This window comes from Ignatzschineria sp. LJL83 (assembly GCF_054871845.1).
Window position 1 is genome coordinate 1 of the sequence record NZ_JBTXLY010000001.1, and the last position, 14,673, is coordinate 14,673.

A 14,673-nucleotide genomic window follows, 5' to 3' on the forward strand; every position below is an offset into this window, starting at 1 on the left:
AGCGCTATGGTACCACCTGATCCCATCCCGAACTCAGAAGTGAAACGTAGCTGCGCCGATGGTAGTGTGGGAGATCCCATGTGAGAGTAGGTCACCCCCAGGGTTTAATTTGAGAAGCCTCTAGTTCTAACGGACTAGAGGCTTTTTCTTTGCTCCAAGAAAAAGTGGGGAAATGGGCATAGGGAAAATAGAATACCTGTATCACTAGAAAGATTTTAGAGTGATATTGGAGGATAAAGAGTGGGGTATAGCCTCTATGAAATATTATATCTGTAAGAAGAGATTAATCTTTCTAATAATATATAGCATCGATAAAGTATTTTATCTTTTGTTAACTTTTATCATTTTAATAATGATTAATATAAATATTTATTTAGCAATGATTTGTTTTGGTAAATTTCAGCCAATCATTGTTGACATAAACAACTTAATCTTTATAATTAACGATCTATATGTTCATTTCTTGATAAATATCATATTTAACAGCGATTAATTTACATTACGACATTTATTGGATGAACAATATTTCACACATAGAGATACTGGTCGTTAATATGAAAAAAAAATATATGGCTCTTGTTGCTGTATTTTTTATGAATCAAGTTTATGCATTCGCTCAGAATGAAGTAGTTATTCGACAACCTTTTTTTGATGCAGAACCTCCATCTTACTTAATAGATATTTCAAATGATTCTTCTGAAAATAATACTATTTCTGAAAAAAAGTACCTTCAAGAAGAGGTCTTTTTACAGAATAAAGATGGTGCTGAAGATGTTGAAATCGTTAAGCCTCTACATTCCAATCAGTTAGTGATTGAAAATATTCAAGATACGATTAATCAAGAGAGAAGCTTTGAGATAAAAAGTCAAAGTGGATCTCACTCTATTTCTTTAATAGATGCTACGAGATTAATAGTTCTCACTCATCCACGTATGAATCAGGTAAAAGCAAATGCCCGTGGTGAAGCTGAAATGATCGATGTTGCCAAGTCTGGATATTATCCGCAGGTAAAAGGTGGATTGGGGCTTCAATATAATCCTGATAATAGAGATCGTAATAGTAGAGATTATGTTCAAAGCATAAATTTAGAAGTTAAACAGACCTTATATGATTTTGGAAAAACATCTAGTAGTGTAAAAAGTGCTGAATATGGCTATTTAGGAGCAAAAGCATATATAGATGCAACCTCTGAGGAATTGATTCATACAGCAGCTACCATGGTTGTCATGATTTCTCGTTATGAACAACTCTTAATTTTAGCGCAAAATCAAGTTGATCAAGTTGATTATTTAGGCAATCTTGTTGAATCAAGACATATCAAGGGTGCCAGCAACTTATCGGATGTGCTTCAAGCAAATTCGCGTTTAGATAATGTAATGTCGGAAGCATTAGATACTGAGGCTCAATATGATAACTATGTAAGAACGTTAGGTCTGTTAATTAATCAGCCAAATATTGAAGGCGCGAGTATTGGGCAATTACCAAAAGGATTGACAGAAAGATGTTCTATTTTATCTGATTGGGATGATATCCCTGAATTTGCTATGGCGGAGCTAGAAGCAAAGAGAGCTTATGCGGATTTAGATCGAGCAAAGGCTGACGAGTTACCAACAATATCTTTAGATGGAACGTCTTATCGCCCCTTAAATCCTGTGAATAAGTCAGATTCTAAGTTTGAAAGTCGAGTATCAGTCAATGTATCAGTACCTGTTTATCAAGGTGGTGGATTAGCTGCCGGAAGAAGAGCATCAGCAAGCCGAGCAGGTGCTGCAAATGCTAGAAAGGCTGAAGTTAAATTAGAGATTAATAAAGCTGTCACGGAAATTGATGTTCGCTTACAGAATATGGTGAAACGTAAGAATTTATTAATCCAAAGAGTAGAGAACTTACGTGGCACTAAAGAACTATACAAAAAACAGTATTTAGAATTAGGAACAAGATCTCTATTAGATCTTCTAAATTCTGAGCAAGAATTTCATCAGGCTCAAGTAGAAGTTGAAAATAATAAGTCTGATATTATTCAGGCGCAATTGGACTGTGCATTTTACCAAGGGAAACTAAGAAAGCTATTTTAGTTTCTTAGATGGGGCAGAGTTTTAGTTGCAGTTGTGTTAATTATAATAAAAGAAAAAGGGAATTTTCATGAAAATTTTTTTAGTAGAGCGAGCTGATGGGAGTACCCCCGTTGCCGTTCCGTTTGAGGATAGAGTTTTAACTAGCCCAACCTTAATTAAGCTAGATGGGAATTTGAGTGATATCTCATCTGTTGAGAAACAAGGGTTGAATTTAGTCATTGTTTTAGCAACGGGGAAAAAAGTAATCTTTTTTAACTTCTTTAAAGAAGATGAAAATGGTGAGCATAGTGAACTCGTTGTTGAAGATGGAAATGACAATCTCTTCTGGTTAAATAGTAGCCAAGATTTTGTGGAAATCTCTCCGGATTCACCAATTATGAGTGAATTTGCAAGTAGTGCCGCGGCTGATGATGTACCTCCATTTTGGTTGCTAGGCTTATTAGGCGGATTAACTATTTACGGATTAGATAACTGGAATAATGGAGATGATGATTCATCGCCTTCTTTTGATGAGCCAGGTCCTCCGATTTTTGAAGTTAAAGTTGATAAACCTCAAAATGTAGAGCTCAGTGAAGATGGTGATGTTGTAACAGGGACAGCGACACCAGGTCATGAAGTTCTTGTATTAGATAAAGACGGAAATATCATTGCATGGGGCGTTGCGGATGAAGATGGGAATTTCTCTATCAAAATTGATCCACCTTTAACGGATGGTAATAGTGCTGATGTTATTGCTAAAGATAGTGATGGCAATGAATCTGATCCAGTAGAAATTACGGGTAAAAAAGATACCATTGACCCAGAGCCACCAGAAGCAACCGTTAATGATGATGGAACTCTAGTTATTGGTCGTACTGAACCTAATGCTGATGTAATTATTAAAGATAAAGACGGCAATATTATCGCTGAAGGTCAAGCAGATAAAGATGGGAATTTCAGAATAGAGCTAGAGCCTGCTTTAACTGATGGGCAAAAAGCTGATGTAATAGCTAAAGATGAAGCAGGTAATGAGTCTGAACCTACAGAAATTGAAGGTGGAAGGGATACGCTTGCCCCTGAAATTGAATATGTAGATGTATCGTCAGATGGAATAATGGTTACAGGTAAAACTGATGAAGGAAGTACTGAAATCACTATTACTGATAAAGATGGAAATGTAATAGGAACTGGTACATCTGATGAAGATGGTTATTTTAACATTAAGCTTGATCCAGCATTAACAGATGGGAACAGTGCTGAAGTAATTGCGAAAGATAAAGCGGGTAATGAGTCTAAGCCGGTAGAAATCACTGGTGATAAAGATACGATCGCACCAGAAGCACCAGAAGCGACAGTTAATGAAGATGGAACAGAAATTACTGGTCGTTCTGAACCAAATGCTAAAATTACGATTACCGATAAAGATGGCAAAATTATTGGTACAGGTAAAGCAGATGAAAATGGTGACTTTACGATTGAGCTTAAACCTAGTTTAACGGATGGTGACAAAGCTGAAGTTGTTGCTGAAGATGAAGCCGGTAATATATCTGAACCAACGGAAGTGACTGGCGGAAAAGATACCCTTGCTCCAGACGCACCTACAGATCTAGAAATCAATGCTGATGGCACTGAAGTTACTGGTAAGGCTGAACCAAATTCACAGATTTTTATCACAGATAAAGATGGAAATGTTATCGGAAAAGGACAAGCAGATAAGAAAGGTAATTTTAAAGTTACGCTTGATCCAGCATTAACAGATGGAAATGCTGCGGATGTTACTGCTCGTGATAAAACAGGAAATGAATCTGCACCTTCAGAAATTGTAGGTACAAAAGATACAATCGCTCCTGAGGCTCCTACTGATTTAGTATTAAGTAATGATGGTACTGAACTTACTGGTAAAGCAGAGCCTAACTCTAAAGTAATTATTACTGATAAAGATGGTAATACTTTGGGATATGCGTATGCAGATAAAAATGGTGATTTTAAAATCACACTTGAGCCTGCTTTAATTGATGAGGAAGCGGCTGATGTAATTGCTCAAGATCGAGCAGGAAATAAATCTGAATCTGTAGAGATCGTTGGTCCAATTATTGATGATTCAGATTCAGATTCAGATTCAGATTCAGATTCAGATTCAGATTCAGATAGCGACTCTGATTCCGACAGCGATTCTGATTCCGACAGCGACTCAGATTCTGACAGCGATTCAGACTCAGACAGTGATTCAGACTCAGACAGTGATTCAGACTCCGACAGCGATTCAGATTCAGATAGCGACTCTGACTCAGACAGTGACTCTGATTCGGACAGTGACTCAGATTCTGACAGTGATTCGGACTCAGATAGCGATTCAGATTCCGACAGCGATTCTGATTCCGACAGCGACTCAGATTCTGACAGCGATTCAGACTCAGACAGTGATTCAGACTCCGACAGCGATTCAGATTCAGATAGCGACTCTGACTCAGACAGTGACTCTGATTCTGACAGTGACTCAGATTCTGACAGCGACTCTGATTCAGACAGTGATTCAGACAGTGATTCAGACTCAGACAGCGATTCAGATTCCGACAGCGACTCTGATTCCGATAGCGATTCAGACTCAGACAGCGATTCAGATTCTGACAGTGATTCGGACTCAGATAGCGATTCAGATTCAGACAGTGACTCTGATTCCGATAGTGACTCCGATTCAGACTCAGACTCTGACAGTGATTCAGACTCGGACAGTGATTCCGACTCAGACAGCGACTCAGATTCCGATAGCGATTCAGATTCTGACAGCGATTCCGATTCAGACAGTGACTCCGACTCTGACAGTGATTCAGACTCAGACTCAGATAGCGATTCAGATTCAGACAGCGACTCTGATTCAGACAGTGACTCCGACTCGGATAGCGATTCAGATTCCGACAGTGACTCTGACTCCGACAGTGATTCAGATTCAGACAGTGACTCAGACTCGGATAGCGATTCAGATTCAGACAGTGATTCCGATTCTGACAGCGACTCTGATTCAGACAGTGACTCCGATTCTGATAGTGATTCAGACTCTGACAGCGATTCAGACAGCGACTCTGATTCAGACAGTGACTCAGACTCGGATAGCGACTCTGATTCCGATAGTGACTCCGACTCAGACAGTGACTCAGACTCGGATAGCGATTCAGATTCAGACAGCGACTCTGATTCGGACAGCGATTCAGACTCTGACAGCGACTCTGATTCGGACAGCGATTCAGACTCTGATAGTGATTCAGATTCCGACAGCGACTCTGATTCAGATAGTGATTCCGACTCAGACAGTGACTCTGATTCCGATAGTGACTCCGATTCAGACTCAGACAGTGACTCAGATTCTGATAGTGATTCAGATTCAGACAGTGACTCTGATTCAGACAGCGACTCAGATTCCGACAGCGACTCTGATTCCGACAGTGACTCTGATTCAGACAGCGATTCAGATTCCGACAGTGACTCAGATTCCGATAGTGATTCAGATTCAGACAGTGACTCTGATTCCGATAGCGACTCAGACTCAGACAGTGACTCTGATTCGGACAGCGATTCAGATTCTGACAGCGACTCAGATTCAGACAGCGACTCAGATTCAGACAGCGATTCAGATTCTGATAGCGACTCAGATTCGGACAGCGATTCAGATTCGGACAGCGATTCAGACTCTGATAGTGATTCAGATTCAGACAGCGACTCAGACTCAGACAGTGACTCAGATTCCGATAGCGACTCCGATTCGGACAGCGATTCAGACTCTGATAGTGATTCAGACTCAGACAGCGATGCTGATGCTAAGACAGAAGAGCCTGGTGATTTGCTAATTGGTGATACAGAGGAAGGTAAGGGTAAAACTCTTACAGGTACGGCTGAACAAGGAGCTTTAATTGTTGTTAAAGATCGTGATGGAAATATCATTGGGCAAGGTACAGCTGATAAAGATGGTAACTTCACAATCGAGTTAGAACGTCCAGTGACTGATGGGGAAACGGTATATGTAACCGCTGAAGCCGATGGTAAAGAAATTTCTGATGCAAAAGAAGTTGTGGGTAATGCTGATACTATTGCACCGAATGCACCAGATGCAGAAGTGGATATAAATTCAGTACTCACGGTAAAAACAGAACCTAATGCTAAAGTAACGATTTATGACAAAGACGGGAATTTTATCTTTTCAGGTTCTGCGGATGAGAATGGGGGGTTCACTTATACATTTGATCCTGTATTAGAACGTGGAACAGATCTTTCAGTGACTGCAACGGATGAGGCGGGTAATGAATCTAAGCCTACATATATTAAAGCTGGTGTAAGTGAAATTTTTGGAACTTCTGATGACATAATAAATATTCTTTTAGATGCTGATCCCGCTAGAATTGTTAATGAAAATCCGAGTGGATTAAATAAAAGTGGATTTACTGTTGCTAATGTTGGGCTTGGCGCTGTTCTAGATTTAGATGTTTTATCAGATGTTGTGAAAAACTCTGTTCAATTTGAAGTAGGTAAAGATCAAGTTCGTGAAATTAGTATGTATGGTGATGCTGGTGGTATTCAGGTTGCCGGGACAATGGACTTACACTTATATAAGCTTAATGAAGTAACTGGTCGATGGGAGCAGCATGCAGTTAAACAAAATTGGGTTATTTCTTATTTATTAGGTGGCAAATCTTCTGAAACAGAATTTGAGTTAACAGAAGGTAAATGGATGTTTGTCATGGCATCAGGTGGCGGAATTCAGGCACTTACAGGGTATGGACTGAAATTCACTAAAGATGTTATTTTGGATTATGGAAATGCTGAGGAGATAACGGGGTCTGCCGAAGGTAATATGATTACGGGAGAAGGTTCTTCTTTCGGTGAGGATATTGTTCCGAAGGATAGCACTATTACAGCTATTAAAGATGGTAAAGGTAACTGGGAGCAGACCTTTATTGATGGCGTAATGGAGGTTGAAGGTAAGTATGGAACTTTAATTGTAAAAGCAGATGGTTCTTATACTTATACAGTAGATAGTGATTTCCGAAGTTATGGTAAGAAAGATACATTTACGTATCGAGTGACTTCCCCATCAGGTAAGACATCAGAATCTGAATTAGTATTTGATTTAGATCGTACTTCTAAGGAAGAACGTATCGATATTGATAATGTATTGATTATAGATACAGATCCTAAAACATTATCTGATGTAGAAATTCCTAAAAATGCTACTGGATTTTCATTTTTATCTTTAGGGTTGTTAGGACCAATTTTAAGCGCAGATTTACTAACAGGTGATGGGGTAATGGATTTCTCTGTTGGAGAAAATCAAGTTACTGAGCTTACTATTCATGGAAGTGCCGGTGGTGGTGTTGTGAACGGTAAATTTGATCTTGGAGTTTTTAAATTAGATGAAGCTACTGGAAATTATGTAGAGGTTTATTTTCAAAAAGAATGGTTTACTGCAGCGCTCATTGGAGGTGCTTCAGATAAATTGAAATTAATGTTTGGAGAAGGAACTTATAAAGCAGTATTATTCAGTAGAAGTACTATAGAACTGTTTGTAGGATCAGGGTTGTATGTGGATGAGGTAAAGACATATGATTATGATCAACCTGAAAAGTTTGGGGGTTCTGTTTCAGGGGATGCTACTGAGAGTGAGTCAACAATTCTATTAAAAGCTAATGGTGAGGATGTATCTTTAGGTAAAGAAACCGTAGTGCAAGGGAAATATGGGAAGTTAGCAATTAATGCGGATGGAACGTATACCTATACGGTAGAAAAACCAGCTAATGCTCCTGGAAATTGGAAGCCACCATATGGAGAAGTAGATAGTTTCCAATTAGTAACTCAAGATGAAAATGGTAAAACTATCATTGACAACTTGAATATTAAGATAGGAACGCATACTGCAGAGGATGATTTCGATAATATTTTTGTTACTGAAAAGAATCAAGTATCAAAAATTGTCTTCGACGAGCCTGATAAAATAGGAAATCATGGGAAATCATATTCTAAAGAGTTTGAAATAGCAGAACATGATGGAGATATTTCTGCGACTATTAAAGTAACAGGAAGTCCGACAATTGTGGGTATTGCTGGTTCATATTTAGTCTTGAGTTATACCTTGACGAATCTGACAACAGGAGAAGTATTTACGCATACAGAAAATGCGGCAAGAGGTAAAGATGGCTCTTTTGAAATTAAACTAGATAAGCTTCCTGCAGGTAAATATTCACTTGAAGTGAATTCTGATAAAGGAAATCTTCAGAGTATTTATTTTGAAACAGATGAAATTATTCATTCAAAAGATTATGTGGTAGACGATACAAAACTTTCATTTGAAGGGAGTCTATTTGAAAATGATAAGGGGCAGAAGAAGTCATTAGATACGCTTAGTTTTGGTAATAAAGTAATATCTATTAACAATCCTTATACAAATCCTAAAGAAACCGATAAAAATGGTGAGATTGTCATTGAAGGAAGATTCGGAACTTTAACTGTTAAGAATGATGGAACATATACCTATAAAGCAAAAGGTGGGGTTTATGGTATTGATAAATTTGTTTATGAAACAACATCAATGCTTGGCGCCAAAGAAAAAGCGACTCTTGAAATCAATGTAGGTAAAACGGTTGTAGGTTCTGTGAATGCAGATATCGCAAGCGGATCATCTGCGGATGATATCTTTACAATGGATGCTGGCGCTGACACATTAGTCTTTACGAATCTTGGAGATGAAGAAGGACGAAATGGCGGTAATGGTTACAATGGCTTTGATAAGTGGACAGACTTTAATGCCGAAGAGGGCGATATCATCGATGTTAGCCAACTCTTAAACGGCGAACAAACTGCGGACAATATCCATAAATACTTAGAGTATAAAGATGGCATTCTCTACGTTGACCGTAAAGGTGAAGGTAAGTTTGAAAAACTCTTAGAAGTTGAAGCTAAAGATCTTGATGAGCTATTGAATAACATCAAATGGCAAGTTGAGGGCGTACCATCACCAGCAAGTATCGATCTCTCAGGAGTAGAAAGCTTTGCAATGGTGGATGAAGACTTCTTTGAATCACCATTATCAGTATCGCTTGAAGATGTAATTTCAACAGATGAAGAAAATAATTTACCATTATTCTTCAATGATGAAGCTACAGAATCAATCTCTAACTTAGAGAGTGCTGACAGCTTTGTTTCAAATGACAATCTATTTGATCTACAATCAGTTGTGGATCCTTTAGATGAGTTATTAGATCAAAAAACAACTTTGATTTAATCAGTATCAATGAATAGAAGTCAATATTAATGAGTTAGGTAAGGCACCGAAATCGTTTCGGTGCTTTGCTTTTGTTTTTTTTGAAAAATTCTTATAGATTTACTGATTCATGCCGAATATTGGTGAGTCATTAAATCTATCAGTTTTGATTCAATAAACTTTAAAATTTAGTGGAAAATAGTTTGTGGACGAAAAAGAAGTAGTAAACCCAATAGTGAATCCCGATGATGTAAATAGTGAAGCGGAAACGACCACAGAAATCCCGGTAGAAAAAACGAGTAAGAAAATCGTCAATTACCAAGCGTGGATTGAAGCAATCGTGATGATTGCAAAGCATTATCGGTTAGAAGTATCGAAAGAGAATATCTCTCTCACGAGTCATTGGCTTAAAAATGAACCTCTCAGTGATGTACTTCGTGCAATGGCAAGGCAGGCAGGGCTCAGTCTAAACGTTATTAAATTAGAAAAGCATGAACTGAGTGTTTGGCGTTTACCTCTAGTCGTTCAATTGAAAGATGGACAAATTGCCGTTGTAGATACCCTTGATCAAAAAGGCAATGTCGGTATTACTTACAGCGGTGACTCCGGTGTTAAAAGCCATATTTCAGAAGAAGATCTGTTAGAAAATGTCACACTTGCGGTTGTTTTAAGACCTTCTCATACGGTGGCAGATTCAAGAATTGATGATTATATCAAGCCACATGATAAAGATTGGTTTCGTAAAATTGTACTTCGAGATATTAAACCTTATGGCCATATCTTTTTAGCCTCTTTTATTATTAATATGTTGGCATTGACCGGCATTTTATTTACACGACAAGTGTATGATAGAGTGATTCCGGCGGAATCTTATCCTACGTTGTATGTGCTATTTAGTGGCGTAATCGTGGCGATGATCTTTGGGTTTGTTATGCGAAAGATGCGAACTCGGGTCACAGATATGCTTGGAAAAAGAGCGGATTTACGGATATCCGACCAAGTTTTTGGTCATACTTTACGGATTAAAAACTCCCATCGACCACGTTCCACCGGTACGTTTATTTCTCAAATTAGAGAGCTTGATAGCGTTCGAGAAATGCTGACATCTACAACCGTCACGGCATTTGCCGATATCCCGTTCTTTCTCCTGTTTTGTGTAGTCTTTTGGTATCTTGCCGGGCAACTTGTATGGATTCCCATTATTGCCGTGATCTTAATGATTGTGCCGGGATTATTAGCACAAAAAAAATTACGAGAATTTTCAAACCAAGCCATGCGAGAAAGTGCGCTTCGTAATGCCATGATTGTGGAAGCGATTCAAGGTAATGAGGATATTAAAAGCTTACAAGCAGAGCAACGTTTTCAGCATCAATGGAATAACTATAATGCTGTATCTGCAGATGTAAACTTAAAACTTCGCTCTTTAGTGAGCTCGTTAACTAGCTGGACACAGAGTGTGCAAGCAGGGGCTTTTGCCGTTATCGTACTCTTTGGTGCGCCGATGGTCATTGAAGGGGATCTGACAACCGGTTCTTTGATTGCAGCTTCCATTTTAGGTGGAAGAATGATCGGCCCGATGGCAGGATTAACGCAAGTTTTAGCAAGATGGCAACAGTCAAAGTCGGCATTGCAAGGGATTAATCAACTCATGGAATTGCCAGTAGATAATCCGGATGGCAAAAAGCGGGTTCACAAGCATGTGATTACCGGGGATTTTTCGATTAAAAATGCGACGTTTTCCTACAATGAAGAGCAACCTTTGCCATCCCTTTCTATTAAAAACTTAGAAATTAAACCTGGCGAAAAAATTGCAATTCTAGGTAGAAATGGTGCCGGAAAATCCACATTATTACAGGTGTTATCAGGATTGTTAGAACCGAAAGAGGGCACTGTAATCTTGGATAATATTAGCATGGCACATATTGATCCTGCAGATGTTCGCCGTGATATTGGTTTAATGAGCCAAAACTCAAGATTGTTTCATGGTTCCATACGAGAGAATCTCATGCTCGGTGCGCCGATGGCAACGGATGAAGAGCTTTTAAAAGCGCTGAATATGTCGGGAGCCGCAGAGTTTATTACGAAGCTTCCTACAGGATTAGATCATGTGATTGCCGAAGGTGGTTTAGGCTTATCTGGCGGACAGAAGCAGTCATTATTACTCTCTAGAGCGCTTGTACGAAATCCTTATATTTTACTGTTAGATGAACCGACGGCATCGTTAGATGATGTGACAGAAAGGCAGTTTATTCAGAAACTTCAAGCTTGGAGTGCCGGCAAAACTTTAATCGTTTCTACTCATAAAATGAGCATCGTAAATATGGTAGATCGAATTATTGTCATCGATAACGGGCAGATCGTTTTAGATGATCCTAAAGATATTGCAATCGCAAAGCTTTCCGGTAAATCTGCAAAATAGAGGAATATTTCATGCGTAAAATGAGTAAAGAAGATCAAATTCTTTTATTGGATTATGAAGAGGATAAACACCGATATAACGATCAGATAGATGATGCGAAAATTGTAAAATCGACACGTATCATTTGGATGATAGGGTTAATGATTGTGGTATTAATCATATGGTCCTATTTTGCAAACATTGTGGAAGTTTCTAATGGAACGGGGAAAGTTGTTCCAACTTCTAGAGAGCAGGTGATTCAGTCTTTAGAAGGTGGAATTATCTCGGAACTTTATGTGCGAGAAGGCGATATTGTGGAGCGTGATCAGATTCTTGCTCAATTAGATCTTACGAAGACAGAAGCAACTGTTGAGGAGAGTGCGACGCGTTATAGAGCACTTCTTGCCAATATTTCTCGTTTAGAGTCAGAGGTGAATCAAACAGATCTCTCATTTTCAGATGAATTGAAAGAATATCCACATTTGATTAAAGCTGAAACGAAATTATACGAAACACGCCAAAAAGCGGTTCAAGAATCTATTTCTGGATTAGAAGAAGCATTAGATTTAGTAGAAAAAGAGCTAGCATTAACTGCCGAATTAGCAAAGGAAGGAGCGGCAAGTAATGTCGAAGTTCTCAAGCTTCAACGACAAGTTTCAGATCTTAAATTAAAGATCACGGAAAAGCTCTCTGAATATATGGTGCGCTCGCGTGAAGAGCTTGGAAAAGTACGAGCGGAAGCAGCATCTTTAGAATCAGTGGTAAGAGGAAGAGCAGATTCTCTTTCCCGTTTAACGCTGAAATCGCCGGTAAGAGGAATTGTTAAAAATGTGGCGCTCACAACGATGGGCGGTGTTTTACCTCCTAGTGGCGAGCTGATGCAGATTGTACCCTTGGAAGATCAGCTTTTAATTGAGGCGCGTATCTCGCCAAGAGATATTGCTTATATTCACCCTGGACAAGAAGCAAAAGTAAAAATTACCGCTTATGATTACTCTATATTTGGTGGATTAGAAGGCGTGGTAACAACCATTTCTCCTGATACCATTCAGGATGAGGTAAAGCCGGAAGTTTACTATTACCGAGTATTTATCAGAACAGATACAGATACGTTAATCGATAAAGAAGGGAAATCCTTCCCCATTGTGCCGGGAATGATTGCAACCGTAGATATTAAAACAGGCGAGAAAACTGTATTTGATTATCTAATGAAACCGTTTGGTCGTATCAAAGACTCATTGCGTGAGCGTTAAAATATATTTGAGAGTTTAAGGATTAAGTATAAATGTCATTTAATAAATTATTGGCGAATGCTAAAGAGAAACTAGAAGCGATATTGCAGAAAGAACCACTACCGCAATTTCCTAATGAGTACCCTGCATGCGTACTATTTTTTGCGATTTCTAATGGCATAGATCGAGCGCATATTGAAATCGCTACGGGGAATAACTTTGAAGATAGCTGGAGTAAAGGTATTTCCGCATTAAAGAGATGGCAAACTAAAAATTGGTATAAGCCGACGTGGTTAAGAGTTGAACTTATTAATCAAATAGAGAGTTTAAGCTGGGGCGACTTAAAGGTAAGATTTAGTAAAGCAAAACGTAATTACTTTAGATTTGGGCTCTCTTTTACACCAGATTTTAAAACCGCTATGTTAGAACATGAATTATATGCAAACGCAGTGCTGTATAAAACAGATAGTAGTGTTGCAATTCCTAATGCAGTGAATTTAAAAAACTTTAGTAAGCGCAGATTCAGAAAAGAACTACAGTGGCCAACAAATGATGATGCGTTAATATATCGCTTTCAAACATTAGCTGTTTTTACCGATGGTAAAGAGACTTATGAAATAGAATCTGAAGGCAAAAATAGTGGTTATCGAAAAGTAGAAGAATGGGATATTAATACTGTTACATATCTTATCGAAACAAGTAGTGCATATTTAGCGAACCAAGTGAAGTCCAATGGATTTTATCATTATGGTTGGTTTCCTTGTTTTGATCGCCCAATTCCTACCTACAATGCACTTCGACATGCGAGTTCAACGTATGCATTGTTAGAAGGTTGGGAAGTTACGCAAAAAGAAGCGCAGAAAAAAGCGATCGATCAGGCCTTGAAGTATCTCACGCAAGAGCTCATTAAAATTGTGGAATTACCGGATGGTTCTTCTGCGGCATTTCTAGTAGATGTTGGAGATGAAATTAAACTCGGCGGAAATGCCGTATCTATTTTGGCTTATGCAAAATATACGGAGATTACCGGCGATCAGAAATATTTAGAGATTATGGAGCAATTAGCGCTTGGTATTCTCTTTATGCAAAAACCAGATACTGGCGAATATGTTCATATTTTGAATTATCCTGATCTGAGCGTGAAAGAAGATAGCCGTACCATCTATTATGATGGAGAAGCGGCATTTGGTTTGATGCGCTTATATGGAATTACAAAAGATCCTTGTTGGATTCAATCTGTCGAAAAAGCATTTGATTATTTTATTGAAAATAAGCATTGGCAAGCACATGATCATTGGCAGAGTTATTGCGTGAATGAGTTAACGCTCTATAATCCTGATCCTAAATATTACCAATTTGGGCTTGATAATATTCGTGATCATTTAGATTTTGTTCTAACAAGAATCACGACATTCCCAACACTCTTAGAGTTAATGATGGCAGCGCAACGAATGATTGAGCGTATGCAAAATGACCCGAAAGTTGCATATCTTTTAGAAGGATTTGACGTTGATAAGTTCTATGAGGCTTTAGAATACCGTGCGCGTTATCTTCTAAATGGATTTTTCTACCCAGAAGTTGCAATGTTCTTTAAAAATCCTCAACGTATTTTGGGTGGATTCTTCATTAGACATCACGCATTTAGAGTCCGAATTGATGACGTTGAACATTACTTGTCAGGGTATGTTGCGTATAGGAAGTATTTGTTAAACCAATAATCATAGCGTATTTGAATACTATTGC

At 38.5% G+C, this 14,673-nt stretch carries 5 protein-coding genes and 1 rRNA gene; all 6 read left to right on the forward strand.

Annotated elements, in window-relative coordinates:
• Nucleotides 1–103 (forward strand): 5S ribosomal RNA (rrf, locus tag ACYSN2_RS00005); the annotation flags it as partial.
• 451 nt (nucleotides 104–554) lie between these two features.
• Complete coding sequence (locus tag ACYSN2_RS00010; RefSeq protein WP_461748202.1) at nucleotides 555–2,075, forward strand: TolC family protein; 1,521 nt, start codon at nucleotides 555–557, stop codon at nucleotides 2,073–2,075.
• A gap of 67 nt (nucleotides 2,076–2,142) precedes the next feature.
• Nucleotides 2,143–9,321 carry a BapA/Bap/LapF family large adhesin gene (locus tag ACYSN2_RS00015; RefSeq protein WP_461748203.1) on the forward strand — a complete coding sequence of 2,393 codons (7,179 nt, stop codon included), beginning with the start codon at nucleotides 2,143–2,145 and terminating at the stop codon, nucleotides 9,319–9,321.
• 184 nt (nucleotides 9,322–9,505) lie between these two features.
• On the forward strand, nucleotides 9,506–11,719 hold the full coding sequence (locus ACYSN2_RS00020; protein ID WP_461748204.1) for a type I secretion system permease/ATPase: 2,214 nt from the start codon (nucleotides 9,506–9,508) through the stop codon (nucleotides 11,717–11,719).
• A 20-nt stretch (nucleotides 11,720–11,739) separates the two neighbouring features.
• Entirely contained in the window at nucleotides 11,740–12,951 is a 1,212-nt protein-coding gene (locus ACYSN2_RS00025; RefSeq protein WP_461748544.1) for an HlyD family efflux transporter periplasmic adaptor subunit, read from the forward strand.
• Nucleotides 12,952–12,983: 32 nt separating this feature from the next.
• Complete coding sequence (locus tag ACYSN2_RS00030; protein WP_461748205.1) at nucleotides 12,984–14,648, forward strand: Mur ligase; 1,665 nt, start codon at nucleotides 12,984–12,986, stop codon at nucleotides 14,646–14,648.
• The last annotated feature ends 25 nt before the right edge of the window (nucleotides 14,649–14,673 follow it).

Bases quoted from the DNA above. Each gene is read 5' to 3' on its own strand.
- ACYSN2_RS00015 (WP_461748203.1), top strand. From the start codon at position 2,143: ATGAAAATTTTTTTAGTAGAGCGAGCTGATGGGAGTACCCCCGTTGCC.
- ACYSN2_RS00030 (WP_461748205.1), top strand. From the start codon at position 12,984: ATGTCATTTAATAAATTATTGGCGAATGCTAAAGAGAAACTAGAAGCG.
- ACYSN2_RS00025 (WP_461748544.1), top strand. From the start codon at position 11,740: ATGAGTAAAGAAGATCAAATTCTTTTATTGGATTATGAAGAGGATAAA.
- ACYSN2_RS00010 (WP_461748202.1), top strand. From the start codon at position 555: ATGAAAAAAAAATATATGGCTCTTGTTGCTGTATTTTTTATGAATCAA.